Annotated in this window: 12 protein-coding genes and 1 tRNA gene; 9 read left to right on the top strand and 4 right to left on the bottom strand. The window is 65.2% G+C overall.

Features of this window, described 5'->3' with window-relative positions; translation table 11 throughout:
- Positions 1-166 precede the first annotated feature (166 nt).
- Positions 167-1,408 carry a hypothetical protein gene (locus C7I55_RS02720; protein ID WP_106511320.1) on the bottom strand — a complete coding sequence of 414 codons (1,242 nt, stop codon included), beginning with the start codon at positions 1,406-1,408 and terminating at the stop codon, positions 167-169.
- A 581-nt stretch (positions 1,409-1,989) separates the two neighbouring features.
- On the opposite strand from C7I55_RS02720, the gene C7I55_RS29395 reads away from it, so the two are divergent.
- Positions 1,990-2,604, top strand: coding sequence for a M23 family metallopeptidase (locus C7I55_RS29395; protein ID WP_408640578.1), 615 nt, complete (start codon positions 1,990-1,992; stop codon positions 2,602-2,604).
- 77 nt (positions 2,605-2,681) lie between these two features.
- Here C7I55_RS29395 and C7I55_RS02710 read toward each other — a convergent pair whose 3' ends face one another.
- Positions 2,682-3,902, bottom strand: a complete 1,221-nt coding sequence (locus tag C7I55_RS02710; RefSeq protein WP_408640577.1) for a tyrosine-type recombinase/integrase — start codon at positions 3,900-3,902, stop codon at positions 2,682-2,684.
- 162 nt (positions 3,903-4,064) lie between these two features.
- Positions 4,065-4,151, bottom strand: a tRNA-Leu gene (locus tag C7I55_RS02705).
- Positions 4,152-4,255: 104 nt separating this feature from the next.
- On the opposite strand from C7I55_RS02705, the gene C7I55_RS02700 reads away from it, so the two are divergent.
- The 4 genes from C7I55_RS02700 (at position 4,256) to C7I55_RS02685 (ending at position 7,447) form a co-directional block, all read left to right on the top strand.
- Positions 4,256-5,191 (top strand): complex I NDUFA9 subunit family protein, encoded by a 936-nt coding sequence (locus tag C7I55_RS02700; RefSeq protein WP_106511317.1) that lies wholly within the window; start codon positions 4,256-4,258, stop codon positions 5,189-5,191.
- Positions 5,192-5,289: 98 nt separating this feature from the next.
- A complete protein-coding gene (locus C7I55_RS02695; RefSeq protein ID WP_106511316.1) occupies positions 5,290-6,093 on the top strand; it encodes an undecaprenyl-diphosphate phosphatase in 804 nt (267 codons plus the stop codon).
- Positions 6,094-6,231: 138 nt separating this feature from the next.
- Positions 6,232-6,705 carry a hypothetical protein gene (locus C7I55_RS02690; RefSeq protein WP_106511315.1) on the top strand — a complete coding sequence of 158 codons (474 nt, stop codon included), beginning with the start codon at positions 6,232-6,234 and terminating at the stop codon, positions 6,703-6,705.
- Between the two features lie 67 nt (positions 6,706-6,772).
- Complete coding sequence (locus C7I55_RS02685; protein WP_106511314.1) at positions 6,773-7,447, top strand: glutathione S-transferase family protein; 675 nt, start codon at positions 6,773-6,775, stop codon at positions 7,445-7,447.
- 12 nt (positions 7,448-7,459) lie between these two features.
- Here the strand turns inward: C7I55_RS02685 and ubiG are convergent, their stop codons facing one another.
- On the bottom strand, positions 7,460-8,197 hold the full coding sequence (gene ubiG / locus C7I55_RS02680) for a bifunctional 2-polyprenyl-6-hydroxyphenol methylase/3-demethylubiquinol 3-O-methyltransferase UbiG (protein ID WP_106511657.1): 738 nt from the start codon (positions 8,195-8,197) through the stop codon (positions 7,460-7,462).
- A gap of 117 nt (positions 8,198-8,314) precedes the next feature.
- On the opposite strand from ubiG, the gene lysA reads away from it, so the two are divergent.
- The 4 genes from lysA to ptsP all read left to right on the top strand — a co-directional run bounded on the left by lysA (position 8,315) and on the right by ptsP (position 14,304).
- On the top strand, positions 8,315-9,589 hold the full coding sequence (lysA, locus tag C7I55_RS02675) for a diaminopimelate decarboxylase (protein ID WP_106511313.1): 1,275 nt from the start codon (positions 8,315-8,317) through the stop codon (positions 9,587-9,589).
- 57 nt (positions 9,590-9,646) lie between these two features.
- Positions 9,647-10,885 carry an aspartate kinase gene (locus C7I55_RS02670; protein WP_106511312.1) on the top strand — a complete coding sequence of 413 codons (1,239 nt, stop codon included), beginning with the start codon at positions 9,647-9,649 and terminating at the stop codon, positions 10,883-10,885.
- Between the two features lie 68 nt (positions 10,886-10,953).
- Positions 10,954-11,940 carry an NAD(P)H-dependent flavin oxidoreductase gene (locus tag C7I55_RS02665; protein ID WP_199192714.1) on the top strand — a complete coding sequence of 329 codons (987 nt, stop codon included), beginning with the start codon at positions 10,954-10,956 and terminating at the stop codon, positions 11,938-11,940.
- Between the two features lie 87 nt (positions 11,941-12,027).
- Positions 12,028-14,304 carry a phosphoenolpyruvate--protein phosphotransferase gene (gene ptsP / locus C7I55_RS02660; RefSeq protein WP_106511311.1) on the top strand — a complete coding sequence of 759 codons (2,277 nt, stop codon included), beginning with the start codon at positions 12,028-12,030 and terminating at the stop codon, positions 14,302-14,304.
- Positions 14,305-14,425 lie beyond the last annotated feature (121 nt).

The raw sequence follows: 14,425 nt of genomic DNA, 5'->3' as shown, positions 1-14,425 counted from the left end.
GCTCGAAGGCGGTTCACGCGGAGTTCCCAGCACCGTGCAGCCGTCCAATAAGGAATGCCGCGCAAGGCGCGGAATGAGCTGCTTTTGAGCCCGCAATCGCATTGCCCCCACGCCGTCGCCCCGCGGAAGAAACCAGCTAGAGACTCGGCGGCGAGGATCACGACGTTCATCGGCCGGGGCGATAGAGTTCCGGCGGCCGATCAGGAGCAACGACGTAGGCAGAACCTGGGTTGCGCGAGAACTCTCCAGGGCGACTGATGTCCCGGTCGGCAGCATCGGCAACTTCAAACAACATCTCGCCAAACGCATAGTCGTTCCGAACCGAGGCACCGTTGCGTGACAGTGCCACAGCGAAGCTGAGAACGTCGTCTCGCCCGGCCATATGGAAGTCCTGCGTACCCCAAGGATCCCTGCCAAACGTCTCCGCGGCCGCCTGGAACTGCCCCTTCATCGCACCCATCTGACATTGGTTGTAGGTCAAGACTAAAGTCGTGCCGGGGCGCAGCCCATCTTCGCGGGCGCTGCTGGCGCTGCCGCCGAAGGCGGCGTGCAGTAACTGCCTGTTGTCCTCGGTCACTTTTACCGTGTAGCTGTATGTGCGGTCGGTGGTGCGCTCCCGTCCATCAGCGCCAAAAACCCGATTGATCGTGACCGGCACGGAATTGTCGTAATAAATAGTGTCGCTCACGGTCATGGAGCCGTCAGGCTTGCGCGAGACGGTCTGCACCGAGGAGTTCTCTCGCATCCCCAGCTCGGTGGTCAGCGGGCCGACCCCGATCTGCAATCCGGTCGAGGAGACATATTCGTTTGTGGTCACGTTCTGGGTGTCGAGCACTTTAGTCTCTGGGCCCGAAAGGTCGAGTTGCTGCTGGAGCAGAACGTTCGTCCGCAGCTGGTCCACTCGGGCGAGTTGCGCGCTCACCGGTCCCGTGTCGATCCCGACACCACTCGATCTCTCGACCGCCTGGTACGGCCCGACGGAAACCTGCGCCTGCTTTCCGTCACCGCTGCGCTGGGTTTGAAGCGTAATCCCGCTCTCGAGACGCACGCTCTCGGTCATCAGCACGTGGCGAACCTTGGCCTCCAGCTGCGTTCCCACGAATTGGCCGAGATCGACCTTCACCTGCACGCCGGGAGGAATGGACCGCGGATCGAACGGGTTGATCTTCTGCAGCTGTTCACTTGGAACGCCCTCGGGCGCGATGATCTCGAAATTGGCGACTCCGCCTGCGGAAGCGGTGGCTTCAGCCGACGCCTTCTTGCCGTCAGCGCCGACTGTCGTTCCGACGCCAACCCGAATGCTCGCGGTATAAGTCACGTTGCCGTGCTGGGTCTCGCGCCCGGTGCCGAGCGTCACTGCGGGTCCGGTCAATCCGGGCTCCGGAACGAGCCCAAGTTCGAACTTCACGCCTGTGCCTCCGCCCGGCGATGGGCCCGCCGGTTGCGGGCTTGGTGGGGGCGGCGGAGGGGGGCTGGGCTCCAGCCTTCGGGCGAACAGCGCAGCTGCCGACCCAAAAGTGCGCATGGACGAGCCAATCGCGGCGAGCGACATCTCTATCTCCTATTCCTCAGCCGGGAAGGAGTAGCCCCTTGGATGATGGGCGTACCATAAGCGATTCGTTTAGATGATCTTTGGAAGCTGTTCGTGGGGGCGGAGCCGCAACGGCCAACGTCTTCTCGCGGGCGACACGCGGACCCGCCCGCCGCCGTGCGGCGGATCGATACGGTAGGCCGGCTCCGACCCTCAACGGGAGTAGCAGCGATGCTGCCCCCTTGTGATCGTCGAGGACTGCGCAGTGGCCCGGCCCCGCCAAAGATCTCCATCCATCAGTTGGGAATGGAACGATAACGTTCAGGTGAGGCACTGTCCTTGCGTGCCGCATCAACTGCGTTGAAGATGGACGTGTTTTCCCTATCCGGGGAAGAGAGTGAAGAGTTGGAGATGGAGTTTTGAACCGGGCATCTTTGCTGACCGCCGTCGTCGCGCTGGTGGCTGAAGCTTCGCCAGGACCGCCGGAGGCACAAACCGCGTCCGCTGGACTATACCGCCTCCCCTATGCGTCTGGCACCCCTGTGTCCGTATTCGACGACGCCAAGACACACCGACCACCAACGCGCATTGATCTGGTTGGCGAGCCGAGGGACGGGAAAGCACATCATATAGTCGCCGCCGCTGACGGCGTCGTGATGGCCGTCCAGGATGGGTTTAGCGAGCGCCAGAGCCGGCGCGCCGCGGTAGACTGTCGAAATAACTTCGTCTGGCTTGCGCATGCCAATGGCGAATGGACCCTTTACGGTCACATGCGAAGGGGCTCGAGCAGCAAACAAGCCGGGTTGAAGGTCGGAGACAGAGTCCGCTCAGGCCAGTACATCGGAGACGAGGGAGATGTTGGCTGCGCGATGCTTTCGCATCTCCATTTCGAAGTTGCGGTGCCCAAGAAGGATCAGCCAATCGATGCGGGCGGCTTTCTCATCGACAATGTTGGGAGCTCCCGAAACAGGGTACCGCGCTTCTGCGCGCCGGCACCGACCGAGCTCGTAAAGCATCGAAGGTACACCGCTTTAGCTTGTCAGCTCCGTGCCTCAAATCCCAGGTCGGAATGACCCACGATGGCCTCGGGTCTGCCCATGTCACGAAATCCTCACCACCTTCTCGTGTTTTCTCTGACTGATCGCCTCTTCTAAGCGGCGCGAGCGGGTGCAGCAGCGAACGAAGCCGCCGCTCGCAGGCGGTTCAATTCATCCGACCACGCCTGCATCATTCGGATCCGCTCAGGCCAATACTCACCGCGCGCGTAGACACGGCGCACTGCGTTCGCGTCAACATGGCCGAGCTGGCGCTCGATGGCGTCTGCCGTCCATCGACCAGATTCGTTGAGGAGCGTGCTGGCCATTGCGCGAAATCCATGCGCCGTCATCCGGCCCCCTCCATAGCCAAGCCGCTGCAGCGCGAGGTTGAGCGTGTTCTCGCACATGGGGCGATCCCGCTTTCCCTGGCACGGAAAGACGTATCGCTGCCCTGCCGTGACCGGCCGGACATCGTCGAGGATGGCAAGCGCTTGTCGGGACAACGGAACGAAGTGCGGCCGGCGCATCTTCATCTTCTCCGCGGGGATTGCCCAAACCCGCTCCTTGAAGTCGAATTCCGCCCACTCCGCGTGCCGGAGTTCGCCCGGACGGACAAACAGGTGGGGTGCAAGACGCAACGCGGCGTGCGTTACCCGGTACCCGTCGAACGCATCGATCGCCTCCATAAGCTCCCCCACCTCACGCGCGTTCGTGATCGCGGCAAGATGCTTGACCTTGGGCGTTACGAGGGCGCCGCGAAGGTCGGCGCAGACATCCCGCTCCGAGCGCCCGGTTGCGACAGCGTAGCGAAACACTTGCCCGCACGTGCCGCGCAGACGCCGGGCGGTCTCATGATGACCCTTGGCCTCGATGGTCTTGAGCACCTCATAGACTTCGTGGGCCGTGATTCGGGCTATCGGCCGGTCACCGAGCTTCGGATAGGCGAAGTCCAGCAGCCATTGCTGCTTCTTGAGCGTGATATCGGCCCTTCCCTCTCGCTCGCATTTGGAGAACCATTCCTGAGCGATGACCTTGAACGTGGCCTGCTCCGCAAGCTTAGCGGCACGTTCCTCCTCTCTGGCAACAGCCACCGGATCACGCCCGGAGGCGAGCATCTTTCGCGTGGCGTCGCGCTTCTCGCGAGCAGCAGCAAGACTGACGTCCGGATAGACGCCGAGCGCCATCGTTCGTTGCTTGCGATCCCAGCGGTAGGCGAGCCGCCAGTAGCGCTGTCCCGAGGGCTGAACGAACAGGTAGAGGCCGCCGGAGTCAGCGACCTTGTAGGGCCGGTCCCGCCCCTTGGCATTCTGGACCTGGAGAGCGTTGAGAGCCACGTTGGTATCTCCGCCTGTTGGTATCGGAAATACCAACATCGGTACCAACAGCACCGTGGGACTCTATGGGTCCCAATTGGATCTCCCGAGCCAAGTAATGGCAGAAAACTGCGGAATTTTCAAGTTTTCGGGAGGATATGGCACCCCCTGAAAGGGGGTGCTTGGTGCCCAGGAGAGGACTCGAACCTCCACGCCCTTGCGAGCGCCAGCACCTGAAGCTGGTGCGTCTACCAATTCCGCCACCTGGGCACGGGGTAGTGGCGGCGAACTAGGGGCGCTCGCCGCGCTTGTCAACGTGCCAGCGAGCGGGCAATGGGGCACGCGACTTCAAGGCGTGAAATAAGGGACGTTCGATGGACCGCGTGGTCACTCTTTTCGGCGGCGGCGGCTTCCTTGGCCGCTATGTCGCACAGTCGCTGTTCGGCTTGGGCGCCCGGGTGCGCGTCGTCGAGCGCGATCCCCGCAAGGCCTATTTCCTGAAGCCGCTCGGTCCGGTCGGCCAGATCCAGTTCGCGTCGTGCGACATCCGCGACGCGGCGCGGGTGCGGGCCGCAGTCGAGGGCAGCGACGCGGTGGTCAACCTGGTCGGCACCCTCAAGGGTGATTTCGAGGGCATTCATGTCGACGGCGCCCGCAACGTCGCCGAGGCGGCCCAGGCCGCAGGCGCCGACGCCCTCGTCCACATCTCGGCGCTCGGCGTCGATGTGAAGAGCGAATCGGCGTATGGCCGCTCCAAGGCAGAGGGCGAACAGGCGGTGCGCGCCGCCTTCCCATCGGCGACGATCATGCGCCCGTCGATCCTGTTCGGGCGCGAGGACAATTTCGTCAATCGCTTCGCGGCGCTCGCCCGGCTGGCGCCGGCACTGCCGGTGATCCGCGGCAAGGCCCGCTTCCAGCCGGTCTATGCCGCCGAAGTGGCCCGCGCGATCGCCGCTGCTGCCTGTGACCCCACGACCCATGCGGGGAAAGACTACGAGCTCGGCGGGCCGCAGGTGCTCACCATGCGCGAAATCATGGAATTCGTCTGCAAGAGCACGGGGCACAATCGCTCGCTGATCGACGTGCCCGATGCAGCCGCATCGGGGTTGGCGCGGCTGACAGGCTGGCTTCCCGGCGCGCCGCTGACCTGGGATCAGTGGCTGATGCTGCAGAAGGACAATGTCGTGTCCGAAGGTGCGCCCGGCCTCGAGGCGTTCGGGCTTCCCAAGACACCGATTGCTGCAGTTGCGGAAGGATGGCTGCTGGCTTACCGTCGCCACGGCCGCTTCGCTGCCAAATCACCTTATTGAGGCCCGAAGCTTTGCACGGCGCACCGCCGCCGTGCTGAGCAAGTGGGTGGACGCCCTGCCCTCGGCATGCCGAGCGGCGAAGCGCATTCGGACGGACCATGGACGCAAACCTTCTGACCATCATCCTGCTCGGCATCGTCGAAGGCGTCACCGAGTTCATTCCGGTCTCTTCCACCGGCCACCTGGTGCTTGCGGCCGAGCTGCTCGGCTTCAAGAGCGGGGCCTCGGGGACCTTCGAGATCGTCATCCAGCTCGGCGCGATCCTGGCGGTTCTGGTGCTCTACTGGCGCCGGTTCCTGGACGTCGCGATCGGCCTGTTCCGCCTCGATCCGCAGGCGCTGATCTTCACCCGCAACATCCTGCTCGGCTTCCTGCCGTCGGCGGTGGTCGGGCTGATCGTCTATGACGGCGTCAAGGCGCTGCTCGAGAGCCCGATGACCGTTGCGGTCGCGCTCGTCGTCGGCGGTATCGCGATCCTGATCCTCGAGCGACTGATCAAGAACCCGCGTGTCCACAGCGTCGAGGCGATGAGCTGGAAGGTCGCGCTGGGCATCGGCGTGGTCCAATGCCTGTCGATGATCCCCGGGGTCAGCCGATCCGGCGCGACGATCATGGGCGCCCTTTCGCTCGGCGTCGAGCGCAAGACGGCGGCCGAGTTCAGCTTCTTCCTGGCGGTGCCGACGATGCTCGCCGCCTCCGGCTACGATCTCTACAAGACCAGCGAAGCACTCGACAGCGGCGCCATCGGCACGATCGCCATCGGCTTCGTCGTATCCTTCGTGGTTGCCCTGGTGGTGATTCGCTGGTTCATCAACATCGTTACCCGCTACGGCTTCGCGCCGTTCGCCTGGTACCGCATTGTCGCCGGCACCGCTGCCGCGATCTGGCTGATGGCGCGCTAAGCACCCGCAACCTCTCGGAAAACGCCGCGCTTGAACCTTATTCAGCGGCGGCTCATCCCTTATTGTCCATAGACGGCAACCGATTCGCACGGAGATGCGTTTTCCCCGTGCCGCCAAGGACTTAAGGAGGCTTGTCCGATGCGTAAGCTGATCATTGCCGCAAGCACGTTCGCGCTTGCCGCGCCTGCCTTCGCTCAGGCCTATCCGGATCCTCGCGACGACGAGGTGGTCCGCAGCCTGCCTGCGCCTGGCGAGATCGATGCCATGGGCGACCGCGTTGGTGCCATTGCCGATGCCATTCTCGACACGCCGGTCGGGCCGCTGCGCGAAGCCATCGAGGGCCGCAGGCTCAGCCGCCGCGAACGCGACGAGACGCTTGGCGACGTGGCCAGTCGCGACGATCCCTATGCCCGCGACCGGGTCCGCGACGAGATCGCCATCGCAAGCGCCGGGGTCGGCTCCGCGGTCGAGCAGCTTGCCGTGCTTACGCCCGTCCTCCGGCGCTCGCTCGAAGATGCAGCCCGGCGTATGGAAGACGCGATCGCACAGAGCAGGGCGCGCCGCGGCGAGCGCCGGTACGACCCCGATCTCGAAGACGACTGGGAGCGCTGAGCCGGGATTGCGATTACACCTCAGATCGGCGTAGTTTTCGCGCGCTTCGGCGGCTAAGACGGCCGGCATGTGGCAGCTCTATCAATTTCCCCTTTGCCCGTTTTCGCGCAAGGTTCGGCTCCAATTGGGCGAAAAGGGCATCGCGCATGAGCTGGTGCGCGAAAATCCCTGGGCCAATCGCGACGAGTTCATGGACCTCAATCCGGCCGGCCAGACGCCGGTGCTCGTCGAGGAATCAAAGGGCCTCGTCCTGATCGATTCGAACGCGATCTGCGAATATTTCGAGGAAACGGTCGATCGTGCGCCGATGCTTGCCGGCGGCGCAGCGGCGCGGGCGGAAGTTCGGCGGCTCGTCGCCTGGTTCGACGAGCGCCTCTATGCGGATGTCGTCGGCCCGTTGATGGAAGAGCGGATGAAGAAGCGGCTGGTCAGCCGCGACGCGCCGGACACGCGGATTCTGCGCGAGGCCATGAAGACCGCCAACGCCCATCTCGATTATATCGATTACCTGCTCGATCATCGCCGCTGGCTCGGCGGACCGGTGCTGAGCCTCGCCGATCTCACCGCGGCCGCGCATCTGTCGGTGGCCGATTATCTGGGTGGGATCGACTGGCGCGGCCACAAGCAGACCACCGACTGGTATTCGGTGATGAAGTCGCGGCCGAGCTTCCGAACCCTGCTCGGCGAGCGCATGGAGGTGATCACACCTCCCGCCCATTACGACAAGGTCGACTTCTTCTAGATCCGATCGCCGCTAAGCGCTGCGGCGCGCCGTCAACAGATAGTTGAGTGACTTGGTCTCCGAGAGGTGGAAACCGCGCGCGGGGCCCCAGCTCAGACCGGTGCAATCGATCGGATCGAGGCCCACGTCGCGCAGGACAGCAGTGAGCTCTTCCGGCGTCAGGAACTTGTCCCAGTCGTGCGTGCCGCGGGGGATCTGGCCGGTTCCCTCGGCTGCGGTGATCAGCATGAACCGGGACAGCCCGGTGCGGTTGGGAGTCGACAGGATCAGCAACCCGTCGTCGGCAAGCGCATCGGCGAGCCCCTGGAGATATTGCCGGACGTCGGACACGTGCTCCACCACCTCCAGCGAGGTGATGAGATCATAAGGGCCGGAAAGCGCCTCGATGCTGCCGACGCGATAATCGATCTGAAGCCCCTGCCCCAGCGCATGCTCCCGCGCCGCGGCGATATTCTCGGGCGCCGGATCGAGACCGGTAACCTCCGCGCCGAGCCTGGCGAGCGGCTCCGCAAGCAACCCCGCTCCGCAGCCGACATCGGCGGCGCGGCGGCCCTTGAGCGGGCGGATGTCGCATTCGTCGAGGCTCCAATGCTGATCGAGCCGATCCCGAATGTAGGCGAGCCGCACCGGATTGAGGCGGTGAAGCATGGCCGACGAGCCGTTCGGATCCCACCACTCGGCCGCCATGCGGCCGAAATGGGCGGCTTCGTTGGGATCGATGGTGGTGCCGGGGGTCGGATCGCTTGCCATGGTCATGCCTGCTCCCTATCAGGGCACGAGTCCGTTTCCCACGGCGAAACGGCCGTGCCGGGATCAAAACCGGCAGACGCGACATCGTTTCCCTCTTCAGCCCGCGCGAAGGCCTTCATGGACTATTTTACGCACCAGGGCGGCGCCCTTCATTGCGAGGACGTGCCGCTTTCCGAGATCGCCGACGCGGTCGGAACCCCGGTCTATGTCTATTCCTCGGCGACAATGGTACGCCACGCCCAGGTATTGCGGCAATCGCTGGAGCCGCTCGCCGACCCGCTGATCGCCTATGCGGTCAAGGCCAACCCCAACGCCGCCGTGCTGGCGACGCTCGGTGCCGAAGGCCTTGGCGCGGACGTCGTCTCCGGCGGCGAATATCGCCGCGCGCTCTCGGCAGGGATCGCGCCGGAAAAGATCGTCTTCTCCGGCGTCGGCAAGACCGAGGAGGAAATGGCGCTCGCCCTCGAAGGCGGCCTGTTCCAGTTCAACCTGGAATCGGTCGAGGAAGCGGAAATGCTGTCGGCGGTGGCGACCCGGCTCGGGCGGCGCGCCCCAGTCGGCTTCCGCGTCAATCCGGACGTCGTCGCAGGCACCCATGCCAAGATCTCGACCGGCTCGGCCGAAAACAAGTTCGGCGTGCCCTTTGCCGATGCGCTTGCCGCCTACCGCCGCGCTGCGGAGCTCCCCGGGCTCGATGTTCAGGGCGTCGCCGTCCACATCGGCAGCCAGCTGACCAGCCTCGATCCGCTGGAAGCAGCCTTTACCAAGGTCGGGATGCTGATCGGCAATCTACGCGACGCCGGCCACGTGATCACAGTCGCCGATCTTGGCGGCGGGCTCGGAATCCCGTACAATTCAGATCTCCCCTCGCCCCCGTCGCCCGAGGAATATGGGGCAATGGTACGGCGGGTCGCCAGCGGCTGGAACGTGCGCCTGGTGTTCGAGCCCGGTCGGCTGATCGTCGGCAATGCCGGCGTGCTCCTCACCCGCGTGATCCGGGTCAAGCCCGGCTCCACCCACCCGTTCGTGGTCGTCGACGCGGCGATGAACGATCTGATGCGGCCTGCCCTTTACGACGCATGGCATTCGATCGAAGCGGTAGCGCCGCATGGCAGCAAGGCGACGGTCAACGTCGTTGGTCCGGTCTGCGAGACCGGAGACACGTTCGCAATGGGACGCGAGATGGACACCGTCCAGCCGGGGGAACTCGTCATCTTCCGCACTGCCGGGGCCTATGCGGCGGCAATGTCCAGCACCTACAATTCGCGGCCGCTCACGCCGGAGGTCCTCGTCCACGGATCCGATTGGGCGGTGGTTCGAAAGCGCATCGACATCGACCGGCTGATCGCCGCAGATGCCGTTCCGGAATGGCTCGTCGCAGCACGCGCCTGATTCCCCTCACCTCCGCCGCTTGAATGTGCGGCGGCAATTGATAAGAGCCGCAGCCCAATGGCCCGTATCGTGATGAAATTCGGCGGCACTTCGATGGCAGGCATCGAACGCATCCGCCATGTCGCAAGCCTGGTGAAGCGCGAGGTCGAAGCCGGCAACCAGATCGCCGTCGTCGTGTCGGCGATGGCCGGCGAAACCGATCGGCTGGTCCAGCTCTGCCGCGAGGCGGCGTCGCTCTACGATCCGCGCGAATATGACGTCGTCGTCGCTTCCGGCGAGCAGGTGACGAGCGGGCTGCTGGCGATCACCTTGCAGGGCATGGGGCTCAACGCCAAATCCTACATGGGCTGGCAGCTGCCGATCCGGACGTCCGGCCACGGCGCCGCACTCATCGAGGGCATCGACGCCGCAGTGCTGGAGCGCGTGTTCGACGAGGGCGGAATTGCCGTCATCCCGGGCTTCCAGGGCGTCACCGAAGCCGGCGACGTGACCACGCTCGGCCGCGGCGGATCCGACACGTCGGCGGTGGCGCTCGCCGCCGCGATGAAGGCCGATCGCTGCGACATCTACACCGACGTCGACGGCGTCTACACCACCGATCCCCGCATCGTCCCGCGCGCCCGCAAGCTGCCGATCATCACCTACGAGGAGATGCTCGAACTGGCCTCGGTCGGCGCCAAGGTGCTCCAGACCCGCTCGGTCGGCCTCGCCATGCGCGAGAACATGCCGCTGCGGGTGCTCTCCTCCTTCGATGACCGTCCCGGGACGATGGTCGTCGCCGACGAGGCTCTCGAGGAATTCGACATGGAACGGCAACTGATCACCGGCATCGCCTATGACAAGAACGAGGCGATGGTCACCCTCACCGGCCTGCCCGACAAGCCTGGCACCGTCGCGGGAATCTTCCTGCCGCTCGCTGACGCCGGCATCAACGTCGACATGATCGTGCAAAGCGTGCCGCAGCCGAGCTCGAAGAGCGATCTGACCTTCACCGTGCCGGCCGCCTCGCTGCCGCAGACCCGCGCGGTGCTGGAGAAGGTGCGTGAGACAATGGGCTTCGACGGCCTCGTCACCGACACCAATGTCGTGAAGGTCAGCGCCGTCGGCGTCGGCATGCGCTCCAATGCCGGCATCGCTGCGCAGATGTTCGAAGCGCTCGCCGCCCGCAACATCAATATCCTCGCCATCACCACCTCCGAGATCAAGGTCTCCGTGCTGATCGCCGAGGAATATACCGAGCTCGCGGTGCGCGTGCTGCACAGCACCTACGGGCTCGACGCGGAGACCAGCGCGTGACCAGCGAAGTCGCCGTCGCGGCGGAGCAGACGTCCGCCGACATCGGTCACGATCGCCTCGCGCGGCTGATGAAGCGCGGCACCGATTTCCTCGGCTGCGACGTCGCGGTCCTCGGCGGCGCGATGAGCTGGATTTCGGAGCGCAACCTGGTCTCCGCGCTGTCCAACGCCGGTGCGTTCGGGGTGATCGCCTGCGGGGCGATGACACCCGATCTGCTCGACACCGAAATTGCCGAGACGCGAAAGCGCACCGATCGGCCGTTCGGCGTCAATCTCATCACCATGCACCCGCAATTGAGCGATCTGATCGACGTCTGCGCACGTCACGAAGTCAGCCATGTCGTGCTCGCCGGAGGCCTGCCGCCGCCCGGTTCGATCGACCGGATCAAGGGCAATGGCGCCAAGCTGATCTGCTTTGCGCCGGCGCTCGCGCTCGCCAAGAAGCTGGTTCGCTCGGGCGTCGACGCGCTGGTGATCGAGGGCATGGAAGCGGGTGGCCATATCGGCCCGGTCTCGACCTCGGTGCTGGCGCAGGAGATACTGCCGCCGCTCGCCGCCGATGTGCCGATCTTCGTCGCCGGCGGCATCGGCCACGGCGGGTCGATCGCCGGCTATCTCGAAATGGGCGCCGTCGGCGTTCAGCTCGGCACCCGCTTCGTCTGCGCCAACGAATGCATCGCCCATCCCAATTTCAAGAAGGCTTTCATCCGCGCTTCGGCCCGCGACGCGATCACCAGCGTGCAGATCGATCCGCGCCTGCCGGTAATCCCGGTCCGGGCGATCAAGAATCGCGAGATGGAGAGCTTCGCCGCCAAGCAGCGCCAGGTTGCCGACCTGCTCGATCAGGGTTCGGTCGAAATGGCCGAGGCCCAGCTGCAGATCGAGCATTATTGGGCGGGCGCGCTCCGCCGCGCAGTGATCGACGGCGATGTCGAGACCGGATCGGTGATGGCCGGCCAGTCGGTGGGGATGGTCAAGGAAGAAGCGCCGGCCGCGGAGATATTGCGCCAGCTGATCGACCAGGCCGCGCACGCGCTGGAGCGCCGCTCGGTCTGACCTTCGCGCGGCGCAGGCCGTTCCGGATACATCTTCACTGTATCGGCCTTGGCTTCCGGTCACGCATTCTGTTAGCGCAGGACCAACATGCCGACTTCCGCCGCTTCCGCCCGCGAGATCCTGACCGGACTTCATGATGTCATGGCTTCGCGCGCCGCTGCGCAGGTCAAGCTCAACAAGGTCGTCAAGATCATCGCGGAAGCGATGCGCAGCGAAGTCTGCTCGATCTACCTGCTGCGCGACGGCGTGCTCGAACTGTTCGCCACCGTCGGCCTCAACCAGAGTGCCGTCCATGTCACCAAGCTCGGCATGGGCGAGGGCCTCGTCGGAACGATTGCCAAGCAGGTTTCGGTGCTCAACCTCGCGGAAGCCGCGAACCATCCCGAATATGCCTATCGGCCGGAGACCGGCGAGGAGTTGTTCCACAGCTTCGCCGGCGTGCCGATCGTCCGGCGCGAGCGCGCGATCGGCGTGCTCAGCGTGCAGCATGCCGAGCCCCGCGCCTATGACGAGATCGAGATCGAGGCGCTGCAGACGGTTGCGATGGTGCTGTCGGAGCTGATCGCCAATGCCGGCCTTGCCGACCAAGCCGCGTCGGCTTCCGAAATCGCGCGCGACCAGGGTTCGGCGCGGCTGGCGGGCCTGCGCCTGGTCACCGGCATGGCGGCCGGAGTCGCGGTCTTTCACCAACCGCGGGTCACCATCGAGCATACGGTCGCTGAGGACACCGAGGCCGAGCGCCACCGCGTCTATTCCGCGTTCGGCAAGATGCGCGAGCAGATCGACAGCATGACCAGCGGCGCCGAATTCGGCACCGCCGGCGAGCATCACGACATTTTAGAGACATACAAGATGTTCGCCTACGACGAGGGCTGGTCGCGGCGGATCAACGAGGCGATCGACAGCGGCCTCACCGCCGAGGCCGCGATCGAGCGGGTCCGCCAGCGCATGCAGATGCGGATGCGCGACATCGACGATCCGTTGCTGCAGGAGCGGATGCACGATCTCGACGATCTGTCGAACCGGTTGCTCCGCATCGTCTCCGGCCAGCTCGGCACCGCGGCCCAGATGGGCTTGCGCGGCGATGCGATCCTCGTCGCCCGCAATCTCGGCCCGGCCGAGCTCCTCGAATATGATCGTCGCCGCCTGAAGGGGGTAATCCTCGAGGAAGGATCGCTGACCGCGCACGTCACCATCGTCGCGCGGGCGATGGGAATCCCGATGCTCGGCCGAGTCCGCGGCATCCGCCAGGCCGTGTCCGAAGGCGACGAGATCCTGCTCGACGGCAGCGAGGGCGCCGCCTTCGTCCGCCCGACGAGCGCGGTCGAGGAAGCGTTCACCGCCAAGCTTGCCGTGAGCCAGAAGCAGCGGGCGGAGTTCGCCGCCTTGCGCGATCTGCCGGCGATCACTGCCGACGGCACCCGCGTGACCGTGATGGTCAATGCCGGCCTGCGCGACGACGCCGCGGCGATCCATCTCGTCGGTGCCGACGGCATCGGCCTCTTCCGCACCGAATTCCAGTTCCTCGTGTCGGCCGCGTTGCCGCGCCGCGAGAGTCAGCAACGCCTCTACCGCTCGGTGCTCGAAAGTGCCGGCGACAAGCCTGTGATCTTCCGCACCCTCGACGTCGGCGGCGACAAGGCTCTGCCCTATCTTCAATCCGGCGACGGCGACGATCAGGAGGAGAATCCGGCGATGGGGTGGCGGGCGCTGCGCCTCGCCCTCGATCGCGACGGGCTGCTCAAGGCGCAGGCGCGCGCATTGCTGGAGGCCGCGGCGGGCCGCCAGCTCAACATCATGTTCCCGATGGTCTCCGAACCGTGGGAGTTCGACGCCGCGCGCGAGATCGTCGAGCAGCAGAAGAACTGGCTTGCCGAGCGGCGCAAATTATTGCCGAGCCGGATCTCCTATGGGGCGATGCTCGAAGTTCCGGCGCTGGCCGAAACGCTCGACCTGCTGCTGCCCAAGATCGACTTCCTGTCGATCGGCACCAACGACCTCACCCAGTTCCTGTTCGCCGCCGACCGTGCCCATCCCAAGCTTGCCGAGCGTTACGACTGGCTCTCTCCGGCGATCCTGCGCTTCCTTGCCCGGATCGTGCGCCAGGCCTCCGCAGCCGGAGTGCCGGTCGGCGTATGCGGCGAAATGGGCGGCCGCACCCTCGAGGCGATGGCGCTGATCGGGCTTGGCATCGAGCGCTTTTCGATCACCCCGGTTGCGGTCGGCCCGATCAAGGCGATGATCCGTTCTCTCGACCGCTCGGCGCTGCTGCCGGTGATGGAACAACTCCTGGCGACTCCGCCTTCCGACATGCGCGGGACGCTCAGCCGCTGGGCCGAGGACAATGGGATCTTTATCGGCTAGACTGAGGGCCTGCACCGCTCGGGGCGGACCGACCCTGAATTTGATCGCGGACGTGGGTGAAACGGCCGCAAACGTTGACATCGGAGCCATGCTCCTGTGTCATTGACGATAACAGATATGA

It is taken from the genome of Allosphingosinicella deserti (genome assembly GCF_003012735.1).
GTDB classification, from domain to species: Bacteria; Pseudomonadota; Alphaproteobacteria; order Sphingomonadales; family Sphingomonadaceae; genus Allosphingosinicella; species Allosphingosinicella deserti.
Note: the sequence above shows the minus strand (reverse complement) of the source record. Positions and strands in the feature narration are given on the sequence as shown.

Coding starts and splice junctions, on each gene's coding strand:
- C7I55_RS02700 (WP_106511317.1), top strand. CDS start 4,256: ATGGACCGCGTGGTCACTCTTTTCGGCGGCGGCGGCTTCCTTGGCCGC.
- C7I55_RS02695 (WP_106511316.1), top strand. CDS start 5,290: ATGGACGCAAACCTTCTGACCATCATCCTGCTCGGCATCGTCGAAGGC.
- C7I55_RS02690 (WP_106511315.1), top strand. CDS start 6,232: ATGCGTAAGCTGATCATTGCCGCAAGCACGTTCGCGCTTGCCGCGCCT.
- C7I55_RS02685 (WP_106511314.1), top strand. CDS start 6,773: ATGTGGCAGCTCTATCAATTTCCCCTTTGCCCGTTTTCGCGCAAGGTT.
- ubiG (WP_106511657.1), bottom strand. CDS start 8,197: ATGGCAAGCGATCCGACCCCCGGCACCACCATCGATCCCAACGAAGCC.
- lysA (WP_106511313.1), top strand. CDS start 8,315: ATGGACTATTTTACGCACCAGGGCGGCGCCCTTCATTGCGAGGACGTG.
- C7I55_RS02670 (WP_106511312.1), top strand. CDS start 9,647: ATGGCCCGTATCGTGATGAAATTCGGCGGCACTTCGATGGCAGGCATC.
- C7I55_RS02665 (WP_199192714.1), top strand. CDS start 10,954: ATGAAGCGCGGCACCGATTTCCTCGGCTGCGACGTCGCGGTCCTCGGC.
- ptsP (WP_106511311.1), top strand. CDS start 12,028: ATGCCGACTTCCGCCGCTTCCGCCCGCGAGATCCTGACCGGACTTCAT.